A 23,463-nucleotide genomic window follows, 5' to 3' on the forward strand; every position below is an offset into this window, starting at 1 on the left:
CGGGGTCAGCCGATCCGCAGCGGGCGGCCGTCGAGGAAGTCCCGGAGCGGGCCGGCCATCCGGTTGCGGGCCGGCGGGTGGAAGGCGAGTGCGGCGGCGGCCGAGGCGAGGTAACTCCCCTCGGAGGAGCTGATGAAGGCCATGCCGCCGAGTGCCGCCAGGCAGCGCCGGGTGGTGCGGCCGATGGCGTCCTGGGTCGCATAGCGGGCGTTCAGCGCGGAGACGAGCAGGCTGTCGGTCCACTCCTCGTCGGCCATGGCGCGGGCCACCGCCTCCACGGCGAGCATCGCCGCCTCGATGTCCACCAGGTAAGCGGTCGGATCGTCGGCGGCGGCGCCGGGCTTGGCCAGGACGCGTTCCACCAGGGCGCTGGTGATCCCCAAGTATCCGGCGGTCAGCAGCAGTTCGAACCAGAGGAAGCCGGCCACGTTGAGTGCGTCGGGTACCGCGTCGGCGGTGACGTCGGTGAGCATCAGCATCTCGGGGCCGATCTCGACGTCGGTGAGCACCACCTCGTCGCTCTCCGCACCGGCCAGGATCGGCGTTCGCCAGAACGGGCGGATCTCCAGGCCCGGGGACTGCGCAGGGATCAGTGCGACGGCCAGCCGTTCTTCGCCGTCGGGGCCTGTCATGGTCACCGAGGCGGTGAGCAGATCCATCGAACGGGAGAGGCTGCAGGGCATCTTGCTGCCGTTGAGCACGATGTGCTCACCCCGGCGCTCTGCGGTGATGTGCGGTTTGAGGATGTTCTGTCCGGCCCGGCCCTCGGCGAAGCCGGAGGCCAGCAGCAGGCCCTCTCGGGCGATGCTCTCCAGCAGCTGCCCCTCCGGCCCGGCGTCGCGCCCGGCACTGTGCCCGGCGGCGTACCCGGCGGCGGCGACCAGGCCCGCGACCGAGAAGTGGTGCATGGTGGTGGCCACCGCCAGCGAGGGGCACCGGGCGCCGACGGCGCGTTGGACGCGGACGGCCTGCAGCGGGGTCGCGCCGGAGCCGGAGTGCTCGGACGGCACCAGCAGGGCGGGCCCGCCCGCCGCGCGGAAGGCCTGGATCGCCGGGCTCGGCGCGGATTCCAGCCGCTCCAGCGGGTGTTGGGCGAGGGCTGCGTCCAGACCGGGCATGAAGGTCTCGAGAGTGGCGCGGTCGCGGTGCAGGAAGTTCACCGGCGGTCCCTTCGGTGGTGGGAGGAGGACGGGCGGCACACGGGTCGGTGCGGTCGGCGTGGGTCAGCCGGTGGTGGCGAGCGGGAGCCGCTCGAAGGAGCGCAGGCCGACACCGCTACGCCGGGTCGGCTCCCCCGCCAGGGCCAACCCGGGGAATCTGCCGACCAGTTGGCGGATCAGCGCGGCCCCCTCCAGGCGGGCCAGCGCTGCGCCGAGGCAGTAGTGCGCGCCCGCGCTGAAGCTGAGCACCCGGATGTCCTGGCGCCGAACGGTGAACGTGTCCGGGTCGGGGTGCTGCTCCGGATCCCGGTTGCCCGCCGCCAGCACCGTGGTGATGCTCGCCCCGGCCGGGATCAGCACGCCGCCCACCTCCGACGGCCGGGTGGCGATGCGCTCGGTCATCGGCACCGGGCCGTCCCAGCGGAGCGACTCCTCGACGGCGGCGGCGGCGAGCTCCGGCTGCCGCCGGACCAGGGCGAGTTGGTCGGGATGGGTCAGCAGGGCGTGGACGGCCGTGCCGAGCAGCCCGGTGGTGGTCTCGAAGCCGGCCACGAACACCAGGACCAGGATGTCGACGAGTTCACGCTCCGTCAGTGGGTCCTCGTCGGAGTCCGCAGGGCGGGCCGCCGTCGCCGGTGCGCACCGGGCGAGCAGGCTGGTGGCGAGATCGTCGGCCGGGTGCGTGCGGCGCCGGTGCAGCAGGTCGGCGAAGTACTCGCGCAGCGCCTCCACCGCGCGGTCGGCGCGCGCCCAGTCCTCCGGGGTGCGCACCGGCTCCAACAGCCGCCCGGCGTCCGCACCGAGCTGCCGGAAGCGTGCCTCGTCCGCGCGGGGCACACCGACCAGCCCACCGACCACGGCGGCCGGGAGCGGGTAGCCCACCAGCTCCTGGAAGTCTGCGACACCACCGGCCGCGGTGGCGTCGGCGAAGCCGTCCAGCAGCTCTGCGGTGGTCTTCTCGACCGTGCTGCTCAGTTCGGCGACCCTGCGGGCCGTGAAGCGTCGGCCCACCAGCCGCCGCAGGCGGTCGTGGGCCGCGCCGTTGGTGGCGAGCAGGGAGGAGTAGAAGAAGTCCGCCGCCGGGTGTTCGCGCCAGGCCGGCACCGTCTGCTCGCACCATTCCAGGTCCGGGACGTGGAAGTCGGGATTCATGAGAACGGCCTGGCAGTCCGCGAACCTGGTGAGAAATCGGGAGTCGATCGTCTCATTGTAATAAATAGGCGAGGCACTCCGGAGCTCCGCGAATGCCGGATAGGGATTCTCCCTACCCGTGGGGGTGAAAATCGAAAGGAGAATCGACTCCGCATCCACTTTTCCGGCCCCTTGTTCGCACCGGGAGAGTGATTCCCGCCCGGCCACCTGTGATGCCTGGGCAGCGTAGCGGAAATTTCCTGCGCCTACGATCAGGAATTGGCGGGCCCATTCAGTGCATCGATTCTGCCGCCCGTCGAAGCCGGGCCGAGGGGGCCGAACCGCCCGGAATCACCGGGGCCGACACGGGTCCGGCGGAGGTCGCCCGAAGGAGCTGGACGGAGGCGCGCGAGCCGAAGTTCACGCCCCCTCCGTCCAGCTGTACCAGCCCCCCGGTCAGCGGGGGTCCAGGCCCGCCAGCATCTCCGGCAGGTCGCCGCTGTGGATGACTCCGAGACTCTTCGTCGCACGCGTGAGGGCGACATAGAGGTCGTTCACGCCACGGCTGTGCGCCGCGAGGATCTCCGTGGGCTCCACGACGAGGACCACGTCGAACTCCAGCCCCTTCGCCTGAGCGGCCGTCAGGAACACGGCCGGCGAATCCAGCGCCGACGGATCGTCGACGCCGGTGACACCGGGCATCCCGGCCAGCCCCGCGAGCAGGTCGGCCGAGCAGTCCGGGGCGTGGACCACCGCCATCCGCCGGCCGTCCAGCGCCGCGAGCTCCTGCTCGACGGCGGCCAGCAGCGCCCCGTCCCGCCCGTCCTCGGGGACCCGCAGGCTCCACGGGCGGATACCACCGCTGCGCACCGCACGGGGTGCGGTCAGCGCGGGGTCGATCGCCCGCAGGACACCCTCGGTGATCTGCATGATCTCGGCCGGGGTCCGGTAGTTGACGGTGAGTTCCACCGTGCGCCAGCGACCCGCCGTGTACTCGTCGAGCGCCTCACCCCAGGTGCTCAGGCCGGCCGGTGCCCCGGTCTGCGCCAGGTCACCCACGATCGTCATGGAACGGCCGGGGCAGCGGCGGGTCAGCAGGCGCCAGTCCATCGCGGACAGCTCCTGCGCCTCGTCCACGATCACGTGCCCGAAGCCCCACGTACGGTCCTCGACGGCGCGCTCGGCCAGCGGCCGGAGCGACTCCTCGCCCTGGTACTGGCGGGCCAGCATCTCCGCGTCCATCTCGACCAGGCCCACCCCGAAGTCGTCCAGGACGATCTTCGCGAACTCCAGCTCCGCGGCGCTCGGGCCGGCCTGGCGGGCGACGGCGCTGCCGGGAAGCTCGCCGAGCAGTTCGGCGGCCTCGTCGAGCAGCGGCACGTCGGCGACCGTCCAGGCCATGGACTCGTGCTCCCCTTCCGGGTGTTCGCGAAGCAGGGCAGCGCGTTCGGCCTCGGTGAAGTCCGGCATGGCCTGGGTCAGCAGCTCCGGGGAGGCGAACAGGGTCGTCAGCAGCTGCTCCGGGCTGAGCAGCGGCCACACCTTCTCGACCAGGGCCCGGAACTCGGGCTCCGCGACGAGCCCGTCGGCGAGCTTCACCACGTCGTCCAGGGCCATGTCGCCGCCCCGGTCCCGGGCGATCCGCAGGGCCAGCTCGGAGGAGAGCCGCTCGACCAGCTCGGGCCGGGCCGGGTTGTGGGGCAGGCCGCTCCGGTGCGCGGCGGCGTGCGCCCGCAGGCAGAGGGCCCGGCTGACCTCCAGCGTCTCCTCCTGCGGAGACCTCTTGGCGACGGTGATGGTCCACGGCTCCTCCCCCGGCAGCTGCCGGAGGCCCTCCAGCGCGGCGGCGAGCACCTGCACCATCCGTGCGTCGCCCTTGACCGCGGCCGCCGCGGGCGTGTCCTTACCGGTCGGGGTCACGCCCGGGTAGAGCGCGCCGATGCTGCTCAGCACGACCTCGTTCTCGCCGAGCGCGGGGAGCACCTGGTCGATGTAGCGCAGGAAGGTCGTGTTCGGCCCGATCACCAGCACCCCGCGCTTGGCCAGCCGCTCGCGGTGGGTGTACAGCAGGTACGCGGCGCGGTGCAGCGCGACCACGGTCTTGCCCGTGCCCGGACCGCCCTGCACGACCAGCACACCGCCGAGCTCGGAGCGGATGACCCTGTCCTGCTCAGCCTGGATGGTGGAGACGATGTCGCCCATCCGCCCCGTCCGGGCCGCCGTCAGCGAGGCGAGCAGGGCGGTCTCGCCGCTGAGCTCGGAGCTGTCCCGGCCCTCCAGCGCGCTCAGGCCGAAGGCGTCGTCGTCGAAGTCGACGACCTTGCGGCCCTTGCTCCGCAGGTGCCGCCGCCCGACCACACCGCCGGGCGCGGCGGGCGTCGCCCGGTAGAAGGGCTCCGCGGCCGCCGCCCGCCAGTCGGTCAGCAGCGGCTCGTGGTCGTCGTCCGCCAGGGCGATCCGGCCGATGTACCGCTGCTCGCCGTCGGCACTCTCGATCCAGCCGAAGCAGAGGCCGTACTCGGCGGCATACAGCTCCGCCAGCCGACGGGTGTGGTGGCTCTCCAACGTGTCGCGCTCCATCCGGGACTGGATGGTCCCGCCCCGCTCGTGGAGGTGGAGCTCGCGCAGCCGGGCAGCGGCGATTTCGCGGCGGCTCTCGAGTCGGTCGTACAGCTCGCCGACGTACGCGTTCTCCGCCCGCAGCTCACCGGCCCGCCAGCTGTCGGTGGCCCGAGAGCCGCCGTCGTCGCCCCGGTTCTCGCTGTCCCCGGCTCCGGCACCGACAGCGGCTCCGGAATCTGCCGCCGTGTCGGGTTCGAATCCGGACGGTGACGACGAGGACGATGACGTGGGGACCAAAACCAACTCCATTGACTCGGGATTCTCGATCGGTCGGGCAATTGTCGCGCAAATTTTCGGGCGACGAGGACGGCGGCGGAATTACCGTTACTGCTGCGGTTCGGCGGTGAGTACCGCGTCGAACAGCAGCTTCGCAGCCGCCGTCGCCCCGTCGGTGCGGACCATGCCGGACAGGGCGGCGGCTCGGGCGGCGGTCTCGGGGGCCAGGGCCGTTTCCAGCGCGGCGACGAGGGATTCGAAAGTCGGGGTCGGGCCGTCGTGCGCAGCGCCGATGCCCAGGTCGGCGACCCGCCCGGCCCAGTACGGCTGATCCGCCATCTGCGGGACCACGACCTGGGGCGCACCGGCCCGCGCGGCCGTCGTCGTCGTGCCCGCGCCGCCGTGGTGCACGACTGCGGCCACCCGACGGAACAGTACGTGATGGTTGACCTCGCCGACGGCGAGGCAGTCGCCCTGGTCGTCGATCAGATCCAGGTCGGCCCAGCCTCCGGAGACGATCACCCGGCGGCCGTGCGCGCGGACGGCCTCGATCGCCGCGCGGGCGACGTCCGCCGAGTCGCGCACCGGAATGCTGCCGAAACCCACGTACACGGGTACCGGGCCGCCCTCCAGGAACGCCACCAGGTCGGCGGGGAGCGGGCGTTCGTCCGGTCGGAACCACGCGCCGGTCTGCACCACGTCGATGTCGGCCGGCTCCGGCCACGGGCTCAGGGCCGGGTCGGTGGCGAGCCACGGCCGTCCGGTGAGGACGTAGCCGCGGAAGTCGTCCACCGGCGGGAGGCCGATCGACGCCCGGTGGGTGTTGAGCCCGGTGCCGAAGAGCACGTTCATGGTCTCGAAGTCCAGCTCCCACAGCGCCCGGTTATCGGTCACCTCCGGCGGGAAGGGCCGGCCCGGCCGCTCGAACGGCGGGTGGTGCGGCGACGGCAGGTAGGTCGGGAAGTAGGCCACGAACGAGTAGAGGATGCCCAGCTTCTCGGCCACTGACCGGGCGCCGGCCGCAGCCGGGAGGAGACCCGTCGCGACCACCGCGTCGAAGCCCTCGGCCACCGCCGCGACAGCGTCGTAGGTCGTGGCGACGAGCGCGGCCGCGCGCTGGGGCAGGCCCTCGGCCGGCATCGGCGCCGTCCCGGTCACCACCCCCTTCACCACCGGGCGCACCGGCTGACCGATCGGCGCCAGCGGGATGCCGACGCCCTCCAGCAGCTCCGCGAAGTCCGGCGGCGCGCACATCTGCACCTCGGCGCCGAGCGCCCGCAGCTGGACCGCGAACCCCACCATCGGCTCGACGTCCCCGCGCGATCCGTACGCAACCAACAGCACCCGCATTAAGCCACTCCCGTTTTCCGTCGATTTCCGGCTCAGGCGGATGATTCTGCTGCATGACCAGGGCCTTGCCACAAGCCCCCCGGTGCGCTATATGTTAGGAGTGGAAAGGAGTGAGTTCTCCTCCTTCCCTTCACCGTCGGCCGCCGGGCGGAGCAGCAAGCTGCAAAACACTGGCGCGGCACCCCACCCCAATCGATAGCATCGTCGGATGCTGATAACGAAATACGGCCACGCCTGCGTGCGCCTCGAAGAGGGCGACCGTGTCCTGGTGATCGACCCGGGCACGCTGACCGGGGCGGAGGCGCTCGAGGGCGCCACCGCCGTGCTCGTCACGCACGAGCACGACGACCACATCGACGTCGACATGCTGAAGGCGGCCCGCGCGGCCAACCCCGCGCTGACCGTGCACACCCACCTCGCGCTGGCCGAGGCCCTCGGGGAGGGCGTGACCGGCGTCGCGGTCGGCGAGACCTTCGCCGCCGCCGGGTTCACCGTGAGCGCTGTCGGCGGGAAGCACGCGGAGATCGTCGACGGCTTGCCCGGCTGTCCGAACATCGGCTTCGTCGTGGACGGGGTCTACCACCCCGGGGATTCGCTCTTCGTCCCCTCCGAGACGGTCGAGACGCTGCTCGTCCCGGCGTCCGGCCCGTGGCTGAAGACCGGCGAGGCGGTCGAGTTCGTCCGGGCGGTCCGGCCGGCCCGCGCGTTCCCCGTCCACGACGCGCACCACAGTGAGGTCGGCCGAAGGAACTTCGACGGGTGGCTGGCCGGCGCGGGCGGGACCGACTACGCCCGCATCCCGCTCGGCGGGTCGGTCGAACTCTAGACGGCGGGTCAGTTGGCGGCCGGTCAGGTGTGGGTCAGTCAGGTGTGGGTCGCCGCCAGGTAGATGCGGGTGGCGACCTCCTGGGCGGTCTGGGCGAAGGCGCGGTGGTGGGGCGTGTTGTCGGCCTTCCGCCAGACCGGGACCCAGTCGATCGGCACGGCCTCGGCGAACGGGAGGTAGACGACGTCGGGGCGGGTGTAGAAGCGGGTGACCTGGGCGCCGACGATGATGCCGCCACTCCCCGCCCCGACCAGTTGCAGGGCCTCCTGGAAGGTCTCGAACCGGGGGCCGCCTGCGATCACCCGGCCCTGCGGAGTGCGTTCGGGCCAGCGGTCGGCGGGCCAGTCGCCGGGCACCGCGCCGGCCAGCCGCAGCAGCGGGATCTCGGCGAGGTCCTCCATCGTGACGCTCTCGCGGGCGGCGAACGGGTGCCCGGCGGGGACGGCCAGCATGCGGGGTTCGGAGATCAGCACCGGGCCGATGACGAGGCCGGGCTCGGTGAGCGGCAGGCTGATCACGAGGATGTCGACGTCTCCCGCGCGCAACCGTGGCAGCGCGTCGATGACCTGCAACTCCCGCACCTGGACGGTACGTCCCGGCTCGCGCTGGGGGAAGAGGTCGGCGGCCTGGCGGACGACCTGTCCGGCGGCGGCGCCGACGAAGCCGACGCGCAGCGCGCCGTGGGCGCGTTGGACGGCGGCCGTCGCACGGTCCAGCCCGGCCTGGATCTGCTCGTAGGCCGGGCGGAGGTCCTCGTCCAGCTGGTGGCCGAGCGCCGTCAGGCGGACGCTGCGGTTGGTGCGGTCGAAGAGGGGTGCGCCGATTCGGCGCTCCAGCTTCTTGACGGTCTGGCTGATCCGGCTGGTGGTCACGTGCAGGCGCTCGGCCGTGCGGCCGAAGTGCAGTTCCTCGGCGAGCGTGAGGAACGCCTCCAGTTCCATTCGGTCGAGCATCGGGCCCCCTTCGTGACGGGTCGTCGTTAAGTCCGGCTAAACGTGGGTTTCATTATCACGCGTTGTTCGCCGGCCCCAGGAGCGGCAACCTGACACAGACGGCCCGGGAGCGGTGCGGCACGGGGGTCCGCACCGCTACCGGTGCCCCGGGGCGTTGCCCGGGTACGTCCGTCCGTCGTGTTCACGGCTGTGAGGAGAACCCCGTGGGTAAGATCGTCGCCCTGACCTACCTGTCGCTGGACGGCGTCACGGAGAACCCGGCCTGGACCGGCCCGTACTTCAACAGCGACCACGCCGCCTACGCCCACCGGCAGCTCTTCGCCTGCGACGCCCTGCTGCTGGGCCGGGTCACGTACCAGGGGATGGCCGCCGCCTGGCCGCAGATGGAGGACTCCGAGGGCGACTTCGCCGTCCGGATGAACTCGCTCCCCAAGCACGTGGCCTCCACCACGCTGGAGCGGACGACCTGGAACGCCAGCGTCCTGCGCGGTGACCTCGCCGCCGAGGTCACCGCCCTGAAGGCCCGCTACACCAGGGACATCCTGGTCTACGGCAGTGGCAACCTGCTGACCTCGCTCTTCGGACTCGGGCTCGTGGACGAGCTGAAGCTCTGGGTGCACCCCGTCGTGGTGGGCACCGGCAAGCGCCTCTTCCCGGCGGACGGGCCGTCCGGCGCGTGGACGCTCGCCGCCACCACGGCCTTCGGCACCGGTGCCGTCGTCCTGGACTACCGTCCGCCCGTGCGGAGGTGACGCACCCGCAGCGCAGGGGGCCGGGGTGTCGCTCCGTCCGACTGTCAGTGCCGCGCCATAGCTTGACCACGACCCGAAACCGCAACACTTCCGAGAATAGCGAAGAGGACCTCCGCACATGCGCATCGTGATCAGTGAGTTCATCAGCCTCGACGGCGTCGTGCAGGCCCCGGGCGGCCCCGAGGAGGACACCGACGGCGGCTTCGCGCACGGCGGCTGGTCGCACCCGTTCTTCGACCCGGAGGTGGTCGGTGGTGCCTTCACTGACGCCTTGGGCAAGGCCGAGGCCCTGCTGTTCGGGCGCCGCACCTGGCAGACGATGGCCGCCGCCTGGCCCGAGCGGGCAGGCGACCCGTTCGCCGACCAGATGAACTCCCTCCCGAAGTACGTCGTCACCGGCACGCTCGCCGACTCCGACCTGACCTGGGACAACACCACCCGCATTCCCGGCTCCGAGGCGCTCGCCCGCATCCGCAGCCTGCACGAGGCGCCCGGCGGCGACCTGTTGATCATGGGCAGCCCGACGCTGGTGCGCGCCCTCCTGGCCGAGGGCCTGGTCGACGAGCTTCGACTCATCATCATGCCGGTACTGCTCGGCGGCGGGAAGACGATCTTCCCTGAGGACGGTGGGCAGCGCCCGCTCAAGCTCGTCTCCACCGTCATCGGCAGCACCGGCGTGCACGTGGCCACGTACCAGCCGGCCGACCGGGCCTGACCGTAGCTCAGGTCAGTCGGGCGGTGGGGTGCGGAGTTCGAGGACGACGGCCCACAGGACGGAGACGATCGGCACGGCGACGGCCGCGCCGATCACGCCCGCGAGAATGCCGCCTGCGGTGACCGAGAGGGCGATGGCGACCGGGTGGATCCGGACGGCCCAGCTCATCACGAGGGGGTGCAGCAGATGACCCTCGATCTGTCCGATCACGATGATCAGAGCGAGCACGATCAGCGCTGTCACCGGCCCCTTGGCGGCGAGGGCGACGACCGCCGCGACCGCCATCGCGATGGGCGAGCCGATCAGCGGGATCAGCGTCGCGAAGAACTCCAGCAGGGTCAGCGGCAGGGCCAGCGGCACGCCGAGGATGCTGAGCGCGATGCCGACCAGCACCGCGTTGCTGGCAGCGACGATCATGATGCCCCGGGTGTACCCGGCGAAGGCCCGCCAGGCGGCCCGGCCCGCGCGGGCCCAGGTCGGCCCGGCACCGGCGGGGAGCTGGCGCTCGGCCCACTGCCACATCGCATCGCCCGAGTGGATGAAGAACACCGAGCAGAACAGGGCGAGCGCCGCGCCGGTGACGATCTCGACCACCCGCCCGGCCTCACCGACCGCCGTGTTGATCAGGGTGGAGCGATGGGCGGACAGAAAGGAGCTGATCTTGCCCTGGAAGTCGGAGACCGCGCTCGGCCGCAGATGGAAGGGCGCGCCCTCCAGCCAGCGCTCGATCCGGTCGATCCCGCCCCGGAACTCGTTCCCCAACCGGGTCCACTCCCCCGCGACCGTCTCACCGACCAGGGTGAGCAGCCCGGCCAGGAGGAGCAGCGCCCCCAGGATGGTCAGCAGCACCGCGACGGCGCGTGGCGTCACCCGGCCGATCAGGTCGGCGCCCGGACGCAGCATCGCCGTGACCACCAGCGCGACGAAGACGGCGACCACCGGCAGGACGAGGCGGCCGAGCAGCACCAGCACCGCGTACAGCGCGGCGCCGACCACCAGCAGCCGCCAGGCGTACCCGGCCGCCCGTTGCAGACCGGGCACCACCCGGAGGCCGGGCTGCGGTCGGGCGGGCACCAGCGAGCGGCCGTGCGGCGGGGACGCCTGCTGCCGGGCCGTCCGCTGGCGCACCGCCCGGCGCATTGCCCGGCGCACCGTCTGCGCGGCGCTCCCGCTCCTGCCGCTTCTCCCGACCGCCGGCCCGGAGCGTCGGGCCTGGTCATCCGTCATCCCGGCGAGCCTTTCGTGCGGAGCGGCTGCGTACGTGGCGTGCTGCCCCCAGCGCGGCGCGGCACCTGCACCACCCTAGGCCGAGCACCACGCCGGGCAACCGAAGGACGTCACGGCGTGGCGCGGGTGCTTCGACCTGGACGACTTCGCCACCACGAGAGGCGTCTCAGGGCAGGGCGAGCTCCTCGCGCGCTCCCGCCACCCAGCGCAGGACTCCGGCCGAACCGCTGTCGGCGGCCAGCTGCCCCGCCTCCGTGAGGTGGGCCGCCGCCGCGTCCGGTCGGCTCTGCTGGGCGGCGAGGTAGGCGAGTCCGACCAGGTTCGCGGCGACACCCGGCAGGAAGCCCAACTCGCGGCGCAGACGGGTGGATTCCTCGAAGTGCGCACGCGCCTCGTCCAGCCGCCCGGCCATGTGGTCGGCGAAACCGAGGTGACGCAGCACGTACGACTCCGTCAGCCGGTCACCGGCCCGGGTGGCGAGCCCGAGTGCGCGTTCGAAGGCGGGCAGGGCGGCCTCGGTGTCGTCGCGGACGACCTGGTGGTAGCAGCCGATCCAGAACACCGCCTCGCCCTCGCCCCGGGCGTCGTCGAGCCGTCCGAACAGCTCGGCCGCTCGCTCGAAGAGGTCCAACTCCCCTGCTTCCTCGATCCGTTCCTCCAGGAAGCGGGCGTGGATGATGCGGCCGCGGGCAAGTGCGAGGTCCGCTTCGACGGCGTCGAGACAGCGGTCGGCCGCCGCCGGTGCACTGCTGTCGCCGCCGAACACGGCGCGCTCGTAGAGGAGTTCGGCCTGCTTGAGTCGATCGTCCACAGTCATGCGGTGATCGTATCGACGGCACAGTGGCATCCGGCGGCCAACTCCCCCGGGAGGGCCGCCGAGCCGGTCGATCAGGTACAGCTGAGGCCGGACTTCTGCCAGGTGGCGGCGTCGACCATCACGGGGGCGACGGCGACCTCGGCGGGGAGCGGCTTGCCGTGCCGGAGGTGGTCGTACATGGTCTGCACGGCGCGGGCGCCGACGTCCCGGCCGTTGATGAAGAGTGCGGCGCGCATGCCGGTGGGCGCGCCGGTCTGCCAGTCCTTGCAGGCGAGGTAGGCGCCGAGGCCGATGCCGATGGTGTTGTCGGGCGTCACCCCGGCCTGCTGGAGCGCGGTGACGCCGCCCTGCACGTTCTCGTCGTTGCAGCCCCAGACGATCCAGTGCCGTATGCCCCGCTGCTCCCCGAGGACGGTCGCGAGTTGGGCCCGCGCGCCTTCGACGGTGTTGTCGGTGAGCACGTCGAGCTTCTGGATGCTGGCGCCCGCGCCGCCGATGAAGGCGTCCTTGGCCGCGTTGATCCGGTCGGTGCAGACGGTGACGTCGAACTTCCAGAGCGAGACGATCCGGGTGTCGGCCTGGCTCCACCCGGCCTTGCGGTACTCATCGGCGGCGCGTTGGCCGAGGGCGGCGCCGAGCTGGGTCCCGTTGAAGCCGATCCGGGGCACCAGATCACCCGAACGGCAGGCGGACGGGTCGGGGTCCGTCGCGCAGACCTGGTCGTCCGAGGTGAGCAGCGGCAGCTTCCCGGCCTTCGCGGCCTCCACCACGTCCGGCCCGGCGGCCGGGTCCGGCAGGACGGCGATCACCCCGCTGCGCTGACCGGCGGCGGCGTCCTTGACCTCGTTGACCGCGCGGCGGGCATCGGTGCCGAGATCGACGACCTTCAGGTCGATGCCGAGTTCGGCGGCCTTCGCCCGTGCCCCGGCCGCCTCGGCCGTGAAGTAGCCCTGGTCGCCCTGCTTCTGCAGGTAGGTCAGCGAGATCCGGCCGGTCGCCAGCGGGGTGGCTGCTCCCGTCGCACCGGCCGAGCAGGCGGTCACGCCGAGGGTGGCGGCGAGGCCCAGGACGGCGGCCGAGCGGCGGGAGCGACGTCTGTGCATGGTGACTCCTGGGGTGCGGGTGGCCACTCGGCCACCTCAAGGCAACATAAACAACCAAATCCAATCCTGTTCCAACGTGTTTCGTCCAGGAAAATGTCACGTTCGCACAGCCATCTCGTGACCGATCGGGCACCCGTACCATGATCGGACGGCGTGCAGCGAGCGTCCTGCCGTGCGAGCGAGGTGAGTTGGAGTGCCGGAGACAACTGGTGCAGCGGGAGCGGCAAGTGCCGCCGATCTGTGGTTGGTGCTCGGCGCCGGGCTCGACGGCCGGCTGATCAGCGACCACCTCTCTGACGCCTTCGACCGGGAGTTCCCGGGCCGCTGGGCACAGGTGCGGACGACGGAGCTGCTGCTGGGCGTCCACGGGGGCCGGCCGACCCTGCACGACCTGACGGGCCGCGAGATCGCCACGCCGAAGGCCGCGTACGCCAGGCTGTCGACGCCCCGGGTGAGCGTCGACCGTGAGATCACCCTGCTACGGCACCTGGAGGCCATGGGCACGGTGCTGCTCAACCCCGCCGACGCGCTGCTGACCTGCCTCAACAAGTTCTGGCAGCTGCAACAGCTCGCCGCCGCCGGACTCCCCGTGCCCGACACCCTCAGCTACGCCGAAGCACCGCTCGCCGAGGTGACCCGGGCCGCGCTGCCCGAACCGTGCGTCGTCAAGGCGGTACGCGGCCAGCGCGGCCAACGGGTGTTCCTGGCACCCGACGCGGCGCTGCTCCGGAGCATCCACGGCTGCCTGGACCAGCAGACCCCGTACCTGTTCCAGCACTACGTCGAGCACTCCCACGGGCGGGACCTGCGCGTGGTCGTGGTCGCCGGCCGGGCGGTGGCCGCCCAGATCCGCTCCTCCGGGGACGGCGACTTCCGCTCGAACCTCGCCCAGGGCGGCACCGCCGAGCTCTGCTCGGGGCGGCACCCGGACGGCGAGGCGCTCGCCGTCCGGGCCGCCGGGGTGCTGGGCCTCGGCGCCGCCGGGGTCGACCTCCTCTTCGAGAGCGACGGCGGGTTCTCCGTCTGCGAGGTCAACGCCAACGTCAGCTGGCGCGGGCACATGACGGACGTCACCCCGGCGATCGTCGCCGCCTGCCGTCGGCACGTCGACGGCACCTGACACCGCGCAGGCTGGGCAGCCGGTCAGCGGCGCCAGGCGGCTGCCGTGGCCACGGCGGTGAGCTGCTCCGGTGTCAGGACCGGGGTGCCGGGCTTGAACTCGTAGCCGCTGCTGCCGATCCACTCCGAGATCTCGACCCGGGTGCCGTTGGGGTGCAGCACCTCCGTGTGCCACGACACTGCGGGGCCGCCCCCGGACTTGGTGGCGGCCGTGGTGTACGTGATGACGCTCGCGCCGTCGGCCGTGTGGGTGAGGGTGGATCCAGCGGTCACGTTCTCCTCGAAGGACTTCCGAGGGTCCGGACTCACGCCCTGCCCCCACATCGGGTCCACGGTGACGAGGAGCATGCCCTCCCGGCCGTTCAGGGTGACCTTCAGATGAGCCTGGCCGGGGTTGGTCTGCTGGCTGGTGTCACTCTCCGTCCGGGCGCCGGGCGGGAGCAGCGGGCCGAGGGTGTCCACGATCGCGGCCGGTGCCGGTGCAGCGCCGGGGCTGCCGCTCGGGACGGTCGGCGGGTGGGTGGGCACGGGGTTGAAGACCTCGAAGACCGCGTCCCATGCACTGCTCGTGACGACGCTGGTGAGCTGTTCGGCGGTCAGCGGCGGCTCCGGCCGGGTGATCGGTGGGCCGGCTGTACGGGAGTTGAGCTCGTCGATCCGCACCTGGCGGCCGTCCGCGCCCGTGAAGGTCGCAGTCCAGGACTTGGTGAAGGTGGGGTCACGCGGCAGCAATTTCTCGATGACCAGCACCGATCCGTCCGGGCGAACGGTCCGTTGGCAGCTCTCGACCGGCGCGTCGAAGGGGTCCGTGCACTGGGTGCCCTGGGTACTGACGGTGAGCGGCACGGCGACGCGGTCGGTGGTGAGGTTGACCATGCCCGCGCCGTGGCCGTCGTCGTACTTCAGCGCCACCGTCGGCCCCATCGTCGGGAGGCTCATCTCACCCACGCCGAAGCCCACGAGCTCGGTGATCTGCCCGGGTGGCAGCACCGACACGATGGTCTGCTTCATGAACGCGCCGTTCACCTGGACGGGTTGAAGCGCCTTGGGCGTCGGCGAGCTGCTGCGCGGAGACGGCCCGGAGACCGGCGTCGGCGGCACGGAGAGTGACGTCCCGGCAGGTGTCGGCAGGGCACGCGGGGCGGCGGGCAGCAGTTGGAACGCGCCCAGGCCGACGAGTACGAGAGCGGCAGCGCTCGCGGCCATCGTGGCGCGGCGGCGTACTGCCCGTCGCCGCCCGTACTGCCGGGCGGCGGCAGCCAGTTCGGCGCCCGGCGGGTCGGGGGACAACTCGGCTGCCTCGTGCAGAATCTGGGTGAAGCGGTCGTCGAAGGGCATGGCAGAGCTCCTCTTCTTCGTTGGTTCGTGGGAAGCCCAACAGGGGCCGGTCGGGGGCCGTCGGGGCCGGAGCGGCTCCCCGTCAGGAGTGGGCCAACTCGTCCAGTTCCTCGCCGAGCAGATCGCGCAGCCGGGCCAGCGCCCGGCTGCTGCGCGAACGCACGGCGCCGGCGTTCAGCTGGAGCACCTCGGCCGTCTCCTCGACGCTGCGGTCCTCCCAGAACCGGAGCACCAGCACGGCCCGGTCGCGGGCGGGCAGTTCGCCGAGCGCGCGCAGCAGGGTGACCCGCAGGGACGGGTCCGTGTCGGTGACGGCGACCTCGGCGAAGGTGTCGGTCACGTGCTCACGGCTGCTGCGGCGCCGCCGGTGCGAGAGGAAGGTGTTGACAAGAACGGTCTGTGCATAGCCGGCCGGGTTCTCCAGACGGGCTATTCTGCGCCACTTGCCGTAGAGGCGCCCGAGCGTCTCCTGCGCGAGGTCCTCGGCGAGGTGGGCGTCGCCACCGGTCAGCAGGAAGGCTGTTCTGACCAGATGACGCCCCCTTGCCGCAGCGAACTCCAGGAAGTCCAGCGGCTCGGGTGGCCCCGGATTCTTCGTAGTGCGGTCCATGCCTTCCTAACGCTGTGGGCCGGTGATCGCGTCACAGCCTGGCACGCACCTTTCGGCCATCTGTTCGCTCAACGGTTGACCTGTCCTCGGTGCGGGCTGAAGTATTCACCGGTACCGCCACTTCGTCTCATCACGGTCACAGTTCCGGCACGACATGCCGACAAGTGACCGGCCCTCCCCGGGCCACAGGTTCAGCGCAGCCGATCCCTGTCGCCGACGGGGGCCGCCCCCGGGCGGCCCCCGTCCCCCCACCGGAGGGTCAAGGTCGTGACGCGTGCGCTCCAGGCTCCCGGCTTCGCCGCGCTCTCCCCCGGGCGGGCGGTCGAGACCCGGCTGGTGGCCGGCCGGTGCCAGGCCGTCGCCTGGGATCTCGCCACAGGTCACCGACGGGTGCTCACCGACCGGCCGCAGGGCGTGGACCTGAGCGAGATCGAGCCGGACGGCGGCAGCGTCTGGTGGTTCGACGCCGACACCAGCGGCGAGGGCCGCTGGCTGCGTCAGCCGTACGGAGGCGGCGAACCGGGCGCGGCGCTGGGCGGGGTGCCCATCGGCCGGGCGTACGGGGTCGCGTTCGACCGCCTGGGCACGCTCGCGGCGGTCAGCATCGGTGTCGGCGGCAGCTCGCGGTGCTACCTCGGGCCGCCCTCGGGCGAGGCGAGTCTGATCGGCGAGGCCGAGGGGTATCTCAGCCTGGCCGACCTGTCACCGTGCGGCCGCCTGCTCGCGCTGGCCGGACGGCCGGACGGGGACGACGCGGTGGTGATCCGGCCTGCCGAGAGCCCGTCCGAGGGGTGGCGGCTGCGCGGGGGCGAGAGCGAGAGCGGGCAACTGCGGCTCTGGCCACTGGAGTTCGACCCGACCGCCACCGGCGAGGCGGAACTGCTGCTGGTCGCAGCGCAGGACGGGCGGTACACCGTCGCGACCTGGCGGGCGAGCACCGGCCTGCGGCTCATCCCCCGACTGTCGTTCGACTCGGAGATCTCGGCCGGCTGGTACGGCGGTGCGCGCGGCGTCCTGGTGCAGCACGAACGGGCCGGGCGCAGCCACCTGTTGCTCGCCGATCTCCACCACCCGCGCACCCGCGCCGTCCGGACGCCCGTCGGGACGATCCACGACCTGTCCTGCGCACCGGACGGCGCCCTGCACTGCCTGTGGAGCCGGGCCGCCGAGCCGCCCCGCCCGCTGGTCCTGCAACCGGGCGACCACTCCGAGCAGACCGACCACGCCGACCACGCCCGGACGGCAGCAACTGCCGCGACCGCCACCGGCGCCCGCCGCGCCGAGCACCGGACCGCGCAGCCGTACGGCCCGGTGCACAGCTTCGTCACCACCCCGCCGGGCACCGGCCCGTGGCCGACGCTCTTCCTGGTGCACGGCGGCCCGGCCACCCACGACCGGGACTCCTACGACCCCCGCGTCGAGCGCCTCACCGACGCCGGCTACGCCGTGGTGCGGACCAACTACCGTGGCTCCACCGGCTACGGCGCGCAATGGCAGCACGGCTACGGCCGACGCGTCGGGCTCGCCCAGATCGAGGACCTGGCCGCCGTCCGGGCCGCGCTGGTGGCCGAAGGGGTGGCGGACGCCGGACGCACCGGGCTCTGCGGCTTCTCCTGGGGCGGCTACCTCGCCCTGCTCGCGGTCGGCGCGCAGCCGCACCTGTGGTCACTGGCCATGGCCGCATACCCGATCGCCGACTACCCCGCCGCGTACGAGGCCACCACGCCCGCGCTGCGCGAGACCGACCGGGAGCTGTTCGGCGGCTCCCCGGCCGAGGTCCCGGAGCGCTACCGGGCAGCCAGTCCGCTCACCTACGTGCGCCAAGTCCGCTCACCCGTGCTGCTGGTGGCGTCCGCCGAGGACGAACGCTGCCCGGCCGAGCAGGTGGGCCGGTACGCGGCCGAGCTCCAACACTCCGGAGCGCCGCACGAGTTGGTCTGGGTGGAGGGCGGCCACCGCAGCCGCCGGGCCTCGGACCACACCGCCGTGCTCACCGCGATGCTCCACTTCGCCCGGCGCACCTGGCCGGACTCTCCCCCCTGACCGCTCCGCTGCGACCCGCAGCGGAGTGTCCTGCCAGCCGAGAAAGGAGGTGAACACCCATGAAGCGACGCAGTGTCCAGAACGACCCGATCGGCACTCCGGAGCGCGACCGGGGTGCAGTGATCGTCGACAGCTTCACGCTCGACATCACCAAGGCCGCTCCCGTCAAGCCCGCCCTCAAGGGCCAGCCGAAGGCCCCCAAGAGCAAGTGACCACCCGCCGCTCCGGGGCGCCCTACGCGCCCCGGAGCGGCACCTCCGCCCGTGTCCGGCAATGGAAGTGACCATCACATGCGTATCGTTCTGGTGCAGATGCCGTGGGGCGCACTCGACATGCCGTCGCTGGCGCTCGGCATCCTGCACACCGCCGCCCTCCGGGCCGGTCACCAGGTCGAAGTGCGGTACGCGAACCTGGACTTCGTCGACTGGGCGGCCGAGACCACGGGCTTCGGCCCGGACGACTACGCCTACTTCAGCGAGAAGTCGTACTTCCAGGGCGCGGGCGACTGGGCGTTCGCGGGCGCCCTCTACGGCGAGGCGATCGAGGCGACCGGGACGACCGGCGCACCGGACCCGGACCGCTACTTCGAGTACCTGGCGGCCAACGGCGCGAGCGAGCGGGAGATGGCACTCGCACGCGCCACCCGCGCGACCGCCCTCAACTTCGTCGAGCGCCTGGTGGCGGACCTCGCGGCCGAGGCACCGGACCTGGTCGGGTTCACCACGACCTTCCAGCAGAACACCGCCGGCCTCGCCGCCGCGCGCCTGTTGAAGCAGGCCAGCCCGCGCACCCGGACGGTACTGGGCGGGGCCAACTGCGACGGCCCCCAAGGCGCCGCCCTGCACCGGAACTTCCCCTTCCTGGACTACGTCGTCCGTGGCGAGGGCGAGGCGGCCTTCACCGCTCTCCTCGACCTGCTCGACGGCGACGGCGACGGCGACGACGCTGGCGACGACGCTGGCGACAGCGGCAGCAGCGACCCGGCGGCCATCCCCGGGCTGTGCTGGCGCGACGGATCAGGCGCGGCTGTCGCCAACGCGATGGCGACGCACCCGCTGCCGCCCGCCGCCATCCTGACGCCCCGCTACGACGGCTTCTTCGAGCGGCTCGACGCCTCCGTCGCGGCCCGCTGGGTCGAGCCGAAGCTGGTGGTCGAGGGCTCGCGCGGCTGCTGGTGGGGCGAGAAGCACCACTGCACCTTCTGCGGGCTGAACGGCTCCTTCATGCAGTTCCGTTCCAAACCGCCCGAGGCGTTCCTCACCGAGGTGCTCGCGCTCGCCGAACGCCACCAGCTGCTGGACCTGTACGTCGTCGACAACATCCTGGACATGGGCTACTTCGACACCGTCCTGAAGTCGCTGGCCGAACTGCCGGTCGACCTGCGGTTGCACTTCGAGGTGAAGGCCAACCTGCGCCGCGAACAGTTCCAACTGCTGGCCGACGCGGGGGCGGTGCAGGTGCAGCCGGGCATCGAGAGCCTGAGCACCCGGGTGCTGCGCATCATGGACAAGGGTGTCACGGGCTGTCAGAACGTCCGCGCGCTGCGGGACGCGCAGAGCGCCGGAGTCTCGGTGACCTGGAACTACCTCTACGGCTTCCCCGGGGAGCAGCCGGCCGACTACGAGACCGTCCTGCGGCAGCTCCCGCTCCTTCACCACCTCGACCCGCCCGCCGGGGCCGGCCGGATCGTCACCGAGCGGTTCAGCCCGTACTTCAACCGGCCCGAGCTGGGCTTCGACATCATCCGCCCGGCCTTCCAGTACCGCGCCATCTACCGGCTGCCGGAGAGCGAACTGGCCGATCTGGCCTATGTGTTCAGCGCCCCGCTGCGGGGCATCGACGAGAGCCTGGGCCGGGAGTTGGCCGAGGCGGTCGCCGTCTGGCGCGCGCAGTACCCGGACAGCAGGCTCAGTTACCGCGACTCGGGCGAGCGCATCGTGCTGGTCAACACCAGGCCGGGCTACGACTGGCGGGTCCTCGAACTGACCGACCCGGTGGAGCTCACGCTGTTCCGGCTACTGGGCAGGCCGCGCACGGCGGCCGTGCTGGCCGCCCGGACTCCCGGCGGCGCGGCGACGGTCGACCCGGTGCTGCGGCGCTGGACGGCGCTCGGCCTGCTGTTCCACGACGGCGACAGCTGCCTACAGGTCGCCGTCGAGTCCGACAACCAGGTGCTGATGCGGCTGGAGCACCGGCACCACGCTACTGCCGTCAACTCCAGTGCTGGGTAGGCCCGCTGTGCCGTCACCGTCAGCTGAGCACGACGCCCGTCCGGGCGTGGAGGCCGAGCTGTGGCTCGACTACGACCCGGCCGCCCGGCAGCTGCCGGGCACCGCGCTGGGCAGCGCGACGCTGCGCGGCCGGGCCAGGGCGGACGTCACCGAGCTGCACGGTGCGGGGGTCCGCTGCGTACGGCTCCCGGAGCCCGTCCGGCTCTGCCCGGACGGCCCGGCGGAGTCGGCACGCGCGCTGCTGCTCGTCCGGGAGGCCACCAGCCAGGGGCTGGTGGTGATCTGGACGGCGGTCTGTGAGGACGGCTGCGCCGGGCGGCGGCTGTTCCACCACCTGTACCCGCCGGAGCAGGTGCTCGGGGCGGCGGACGAGGTCGCGGCCGAGTGGCGGGCCCGGTACTTCCCGAGCAAGTGCATCTTCCGGCGCGGCCCCGGGTTCGTCGAGGTGCGGGACCGCCGCTTCGGCACACTGGAGTTGTTCACCATCGACGACCCCGGCCACCTCGACCTCGTCGAGGCGCTGGCGGAGGGCGTACCGGCCGCGGACGTCCCGCCGGACGTCCGGCGGGACTTCGGCGAGGCCGCCCTGATCACCGAACAGGCCGGACGGGCTTGGTGGTTGCCGCTGCGGGTGCGCCGCTGGCCGTTCCCCGCGCTGACCGTGTGACCGCCTGGCCGCCTGACCCCGCCTCCGACGACCGTCCGACCGTCCGACCGACCGACCCCCTGAGGAGCACTCCCCATGACCACTGCGGTCGACGACGCCGGCTCGCGGATGTCCGCCTTCATCCGCGACCCCTACCCGACGCTGGCCCGGATCCGGGAGGCCTCACCGGTCTCACTGGTGGCGTACGGGGAGGGGGTGTCCGTCTGGCTGGTGACGCGCTACCAGGACGTCCGGGCGGCGCTGGTCGACCCGCGTTTCGGGCAGGACGTCCGGCGCAGCCAGGCGATCGCCGCCAAGGCCGGGGGCGGCATCACGCTCGGCTCGGACGTCGTCCACATGCTCAACAGCGACCCGCCGGACCACACCCGGCTGCGGCGGCTCATCCAGGGCGTCTTCACCCGCAAGCGGGTGGATGCGATGCGCCCGATGGTCGAGCGGATCGCGGGCGGCCTGCTGGACGGCCTTCGCGAGCGTCAACAGGTGGATCTGGTGGCGGACTTCGCGTTCCCGCTGCCAATCATGATCATCTGCGAGCTGCTGGGCTTCCCGCCCGAGGACCTGCACTCCTACCGCACCTGGTCGACCGCCATCCTCACCCGGGGCAGCGGCATGTCGTTCGAGCAGGCGACGGCCGAGATGAAGACCTATCTCCACGAGCTGATGACCGCCCGCCGCGCGACGCCGCGCGACGACATCCTGACGGATCTGGCCCAGGCCCGCGACGCCGGCGAGCTCTCCGAGCAGGAGGTCTTCTCGATGGTCTTCCTGCTGCTGATCGGCGGGCACGAGACCACCGTCAACCTGCTCGGCACCTCGACGCTGGCCCTGCTGCACCACCCGGACCAACTCGCCTGGCTGCGCGCCAATCGGGGCGCGATGCCGATGGCGGTGGACGAGTTCCTGCGCTACGAGTCCCCAGTGAGCATGGCCACCATGCGCTTCACCACCGAGCCGGTGACGGTCAGCGGGGTGGAGATCCCGGCCGACGAGTTGGTGCTGCTCTCGCTCGGCGGGGCCAACCGCGACCCCGCGCGGTTCGACGACCCGGACCGGCTGATCCTCGACCGGGACGACCCGGGCCATCTCGCCTTCGGCCAGGGCCTGCACCGCTGCCTCGGCTCCTTCCTCGGCAAGCTGGAGGGCGAAGTCGCCCTCAGCGGCCTGCTGGACCGCTTCACCGGGATCGAACTCGCCGCCGACGAAGCGACGTTGCCCTGGCGCAACACCATCATGCTGCGGGGCCTGGAATCCCTGCCGGTGACGCTCCGTGGCTAGCCCCACCGACACGGCGGGGCGCGCCCGGCCACGGCCCCGGCTCAGCCTGCTGCCGCTGCGCGAGCGCGGCTACCGGCTGCTGGTCACCGGGCAGGGCACGTCGGAGTTCGGCAACGCCTTCCAACTGGTCGCCCTCCCGCTGCTGGTGCACTCCTTCGGCGGCGGCGCCCGCCAACTGAGCCTGGTGGTCGCGGCCTTCGGCGCCGGGCGGCTCGTCGCGACACCGCTCGGCGGGGTGCTCGCCGACCGCTGGGGTGCCTGGCGGGTGATGATGGCCGCCGACCTCGGCCGGCTGGCCGCCACGGCGGCCCTGGCCGTGGTCGCCGCCACCCGCGCGGACGACTTCTACCTGATCGGCGCCCTCGCCTGCCTGGTGGGCCTGGGCGCCGGGCTCTTCCTGCCCGCCGCCTGGGCGATCACCCCCAGGCTCCTCCCGCCCGAGCAGCTCCAGGCGGGCAACTCCCTGAGCCGGACGGTCACTTACGCCGCCGGGCTGGCGGGCCCCGGCGCCGCCGGGCTGGCGGTGGCCTGGCTGAATCCGGCCGTCGCCCTGACCGTCGACGCGGCGACCTTCGCGGTGTCGGCGCTGACCCTGCTGATGATCGGCCGGGGCACCTTCGTCGCACCGGCCAAGGACATCGCCGAACGGGCCTCGGTGCCACGGAACTTCCGCGCCCTGCTGCGCGAGTCGAGCCTGCTGCGCAGCGTCCTGACCGTCACGGTCGTCGCCAATCTGACCATGGGCGGCATGACCCGCGTCGCCCTGCCCTCGCTCGCCACCGACGACCTGGCGGTCGGGGCGATCGGCTTCGGGGGCCTGCTCGCCGCCTTCACCGCCGGTGCACTGGTCGGCGGGCTCGTGGCGGCCGGCCTCACCGGTCTGCGCTCCCGGGGCCGCACCGCCCTCTGCTCCGGTCTGCTGATGGGCGTGGCCGTTACGCTGATCCCGTTCGCCGGCCTGCCGGGCGCGATGGTGATGCTGTGCGTGGCTGGGGCCGCGAGCACCGTCACCAACGTCCTGATCGTCACGGGCGTCCAGACCGGCGTCCCACCCGCGCTGCTCGCCCGGGTGATGGCGGCGATCACCTTCTGCGGCCTCGGCGTCTTCCCGCTGTCCGTGATCGTCGTCGGCGCGGCGATCAACGCGTTCGACACCCGGATCGTCTTCGTCGCGACCGGCGCCTCCCTGCTCTGCGCCTTCGGCTACGCCCTGACCCGAGCCGAGCTGCGCACCCTCTGACCACGCTCCTCGACGCGCTCCCGTACGGCCCGCGCGCGGCCGTGCCCTGGCGGCCGCCTTGGTGGATG

The 23,463-nt window shown here is 72.4% G+C and carries 20 protein-coding genes; 10 read left to right on the top strand and 10 right to left on the bottom strand.

Annotation, left to right across the window (positions count from 1 at the left end; all coding sequences use genetic code 11):
* Nucleotides 1-5: 5 nt before the first annotated feature.
* The 4 genes from ACR68M_RS00715 to ACR68M_RS00730 all read right to left on the bottom strand — a co-directional run bounded on the left by ACR68M_RS00715 (nt 6) and on the right by ACR68M_RS00730 (nt 6,479).
* A complete protein-coding gene (locus ACR68M_RS00715; RefSeq protein WP_441248384.1) occupies nt 6-1,160 on the bottom strand; it encodes an acyl-CoA dehydrogenase family protein in 1,155 nt (384 codons plus the stop codon).
* Between the two features lie 63 nt (nt 1,161-1,223).
* A complete protein-coding gene (locus ACR68M_RS00720) occupies nt 1,224-2,312 on the bottom strand; it encodes a cytochrome P450 (RefSeq protein ID WP_441248385.1) in 1,089 nt (362 codons plus the stop codon).
* Nucleotides 2,313-2,747: 435 nt separating this feature from the next.
* Complete coding sequence (locus ACR68M_RS00725; protein ID WP_441248386.1) at nt 2,748-5,150, bottom strand: HelD family protein; 2,403 nt, start codon at nt 5,148-5,150, stop codon at nt 2,748-2,750.
* Between the two features lie 87 nt (nt 5,151-5,237).
* Nucleotides 5,238-6,479, bottom strand: a complete 1,242-nt coding sequence (locus ACR68M_RS00730; protein ID WP_441248387.1) for a glycosyltransferase — start codon at nt 6,477-6,479, stop codon at nt 5,238-5,240.
* A gap of 208 nt (nt 6,480-6,687) precedes the next feature.
* Between ACR68M_RS00730 and ACR68M_RS00735 the strand changes: the two genes are divergently transcribed.
* Complete coding sequence (locus ACR68M_RS00735; RefSeq protein ID WP_441248388.1) at nt 6,688-7,305, top strand: MBL fold metallo-hydrolase; 618 nt, start codon at nt 6,688-6,690, stop codon at nt 7,303-7,305.
* A gap of 38 nt (nt 7,306-7,343) precedes the next feature.
* Here ACR68M_RS00735 and ACR68M_RS00740 read toward each other — a convergent pair whose 3' ends face one another.
* Nucleotides 7,344-8,258: a LysR family transcriptional regulator gene (locus ACR68M_RS00740; protein WP_441248389.1), complete on the bottom strand. Its 915-nt coding sequence runs from the start codon at nt 8,256-8,258 to the stop codon at nt 7,344-7,346.
* Between the two features lie 203 nt (nt 8,259-8,461).
* Here ACR68M_RS00740 and ACR68M_RS00745 point away from each other — a divergent pair, with 203 nt between their 5' ends.
* Both ACR68M_RS00745 and ACR68M_RS00750 read left to right on the top strand, forming a co-directional pair.
* A complete protein-coding gene (locus tag ACR68M_RS00745; protein ID WP_441248390.1) occupies nt 8,462-9,010 on the top strand; it encodes a dihydrofolate reductase family protein in 549 nt (182 codons plus the stop codon).
* Nucleotides 9,011-9,128: 118 nt separating this feature from the next.
* Nucleotides 9,129-9,725 (top strand): dihydrofolate reductase family protein, encoded by a 597-nt coding sequence (locus tag ACR68M_RS00750; protein ID WP_441248391.1) that lies wholly within the window; start codon nt 9,129-9,131, stop codon nt 9,723-9,725.
* A gap of 12 nt (nt 9,726-9,737) precedes the next feature.
* Here the strand turns inward: ACR68M_RS00750 and ACR68M_RS00755 are convergent, their stop codons facing one another.
* The 3 genes from ACR68M_RS00755 to ACR68M_RS00765 form a co-directional block, all read right to left on the bottom strand.
* A complete protein-coding gene (locus tag ACR68M_RS00755; RefSeq protein ID WP_441248392.1) occupies nt 9,738-10,952 on the bottom strand; it encodes an AI-2E family transporter in 1,215 nt (404 codons plus the stop codon).
* A gap of 166 nt (nt 10,953-11,118) precedes the next feature.
* On the bottom strand, nt 11,119-11,769 hold the full coding sequence (locus ACR68M_RS00760) for a tetratricopeptide repeat protein (RefSeq protein WP_441248393.1): 651 nt from the start codon (nt 11,767-11,769) through the stop codon (nt 11,119-11,121).
* 71 nt (nt 11,770-11,840) lie between these two features.
* The gene (locus tag ACR68M_RS00765) at nt 11,841-12,872 is read right to left on the bottom strand and encodes a substrate-binding domain-containing protein (protein WP_441248394.1); all 1,032 of its coding nucleotides are present in this window, start codon (nt 12,870-12,872) and stop codon (nt 11,841-11,843) included.
* Nucleotides 12,873-13,065: 193 nt separating this feature from the next.
* Here ACR68M_RS00765 and ACR68M_RS00770 point away from each other — a divergent pair, with 193 nt between their 5' ends.
* On the top strand, nt 13,066-13,992 hold the full coding sequence (locus ACR68M_RS00770) for a RimK family alpha-L-glutamate ligase (protein WP_441248395.1): 927 nt from the start codon (nt 13,066-13,068) through the stop codon (nt 13,990-13,992).
* A gap of 23 nt (nt 13,993-14,015) precedes the next feature.
* Here the strand turns inward: ACR68M_RS00770 and ACR68M_RS00775 are convergent, their stop codons facing one another.
* Both ACR68M_RS00775 and ACR68M_RS00780 read right to left on the bottom strand, forming a co-directional pair.
* The gene (locus tag ACR68M_RS00775) at nt 14,016-15,329 is read right to left on the bottom strand and encodes a hypothetical protein (RefSeq protein ID WP_441248396.1); all 1,314 of its coding nucleotides are present in this window, start codon (nt 15,327-15,329) and stop codon (nt 14,016-14,018) included.
* A gap of 82 nt (nt 15,330-15,411) precedes the next feature.
* Complete coding sequence (locus ACR68M_RS00780) at nt 15,412-15,939, bottom strand: SigE family RNA polymerase sigma factor (protein ID WP_441248397.1); 528 nt, start codon at nt 15,937-15,939, stop codon at nt 15,412-15,414.
* Nucleotides 15,940-16,206: 267 nt separating this feature from the next.
* Between ACR68M_RS00780 and ACR68M_RS00785 the strand changes: the two genes are divergently transcribed.
* The 6 genes from ACR68M_RS00785 (at nt 16,207) to ACR68M_RS00810 (ending at nt 23,395) form a co-directional block, all read left to right on the top strand.
* Nucleotides 16,207-17,982: an alpha/beta hydrolase family protein gene (locus ACR68M_RS00785; RefSeq protein ID WP_441248398.1), complete on the top strand. Its 1,776-nt coding sequence runs from the start codon at nt 16,207-16,209 to the stop codon at nt 17,980-17,982.
* A 59-nt stretch (nt 17,983-18,041) separates the two neighbouring features.
* Nucleotides 18,042-18,194 carry a hypothetical protein gene (locus ACR68M_RS00790; protein ID WP_441248399.1) on the top strand — a complete coding sequence of 51 codons (153 nt, stop codon included), beginning with the start codon at nt 18,042-18,044 and terminating at the stop codon, nt 18,192-18,194.
* 78 nt (nt 18,195-18,272) lie between these two features.
* Nucleotides 18,273-20,213: a RiPP maturation radical SAM C-methyltransferase gene (locus ACR68M_RS00795; RefSeq protein ID WP_441248400.1), complete on the top strand. Its 1,941-nt coding sequence runs from the start codon at nt 18,273-18,275 to the stop codon at nt 20,211-20,213.
* A gap of 46 nt (nt 20,214-20,259) precedes the next feature.
* The gene (locus tag ACR68M_RS00800; RefSeq protein WP_441248401.1) at nt 20,260-20,880 is read left to right on the top strand and encodes a DUF5825 family protein; all 621 of its coding nucleotides are present in this window, start codon (nt 20,260-20,262) and stop codon (nt 20,878-20,880) included.
* Nucleotides 20,881-20,955: 75 nt separating this feature from the next.
* Complete coding sequence (locus tag ACR68M_RS00805; RefSeq protein ID WP_441248402.1) at nt 20,956-22,155, top strand: cytochrome P450 family protein; 1,200 nt, start codon at nt 20,956-20,958, stop codon at nt 22,153-22,155.
* Nucleotides 22,148-23,395 carry an MFS transporter gene (locus tag ACR68M_RS00810; protein WP_441248403.1) on the top strand — a complete coding sequence of 416 codons (1,248 nt, stop codon included), beginning with the start codon at nt 22,148-22,150 and terminating at the stop codon, nt 23,393-23,395. The genes ACR68M_RS00805 and ACR68M_RS00810 overlap by 8 nt, the downstream gene beginning before the upstream one ends.
* The last annotated feature ends 68 nt before the right edge of the window (nt 23,396-23,463 follow it).

The organism is Kitasatospora sp. McL0602, assembly GCF_052076145.1.
GTDB lineage: Bacteria > Actinomycetota > Actinomycetes > Streptomycetales > Streptomycetaceae > Kitasatospora.

What these genes read in the sequence shown, in the direction of transcription:
- ACR68M_RS00720 (WP_441248385.1), bottom strand. Translation starts at nt 2,312, where the DNA reads ATGAATCCCGACTTCCACGTCCCGGACCTGGAATGGTGCGAGCAGACG.
- ACR68M_RS00755 (WP_441248392.1), bottom strand. Translation starts at nt 10,952, where the DNA reads ATGACGGATGACCAGGCCCGACGCTCCGGGCCGGCGGTCGGGAGAAGC.
- ACR68M_RS00795 (WP_441248400.1), top strand. Translation starts at nt 18,273, where the DNA reads ATGCGTATCGTTCTGGTGCAGATGCCGTGGGGCGCACTCGACATGCCG.
- ACR68M_RS00730 (WP_441248387.1), bottom strand. Translation starts at nt 6,479, where the DNA reads ATGCGGGTGCTGTTGGTTGCGTACGGATCGCGCGGGGACGTCGAGCCG.
- ACR68M_RS00760 (WP_441248393.1), bottom strand. Translation starts at nt 11,769, where the DNA reads ATGACTGTGGACGATCGACTCAAGCAGGCCGAACTCCTCTACGAGCGC.
- ACR68M_RS00735 (WP_441248388.1), top strand. Translation starts at nt 6,688, where the DNA reads ATGCTGATAACGAAATACGGCCACGCCTGCGTGCGCCTCGAAGAGGGC.
- ACR68M_RS00805 (WP_441248402.1), top strand. Translation starts at nt 20,956, where the DNA reads ATGACCACTGCGGTCGACGACGCCGGCTCGCGGATGTCCGCCTTCATC.
- ACR68M_RS00740 (WP_441248389.1), bottom strand. Translation starts at nt 8,258, where the DNA reads ATGCTCGACCGAATGGAACTGGAGGCGTTCCTCACGCTCGCCGAGGAA.
- ACR68M_RS00750 (WP_441248391.1), top strand. Translation starts at nt 9,129, where the DNA reads ATGCGCATCGTGATCAGTGAGTTCATCAGCCTCGACGGCGTCGTGCAG.
- ACR68M_RS00790 (WP_441248399.1), top strand. Translation starts at nt 18,042, where the DNA reads ATGAAGCGACGCAGTGTCCAGAACGACCCGATCGGCACTCCGGAGCGC.
- ACR68M_RS00780 (WP_441248397.1), bottom strand. Translation starts at nt 15,939, where the DNA reads ATGGACCGCACTACGAAGAATCCGGGGCCACCCGAGCCGCTGGACTTC.
- ACR68M_RS00775 (WP_441248396.1), bottom strand. Translation starts at nt 15,329, where the DNA reads ATGCCCTTCGACGACCGCTTCACCCAGATTCTGCACGAGGCAGCCGAG.
- ACR68M_RS00765 (WP_441248394.1), bottom strand. Translation starts at nt 12,872, where the DNA reads ATGCACAGACGTCGCTCCCGCCGCTCGGCCGCCGTCCTGGGCCTCGCC.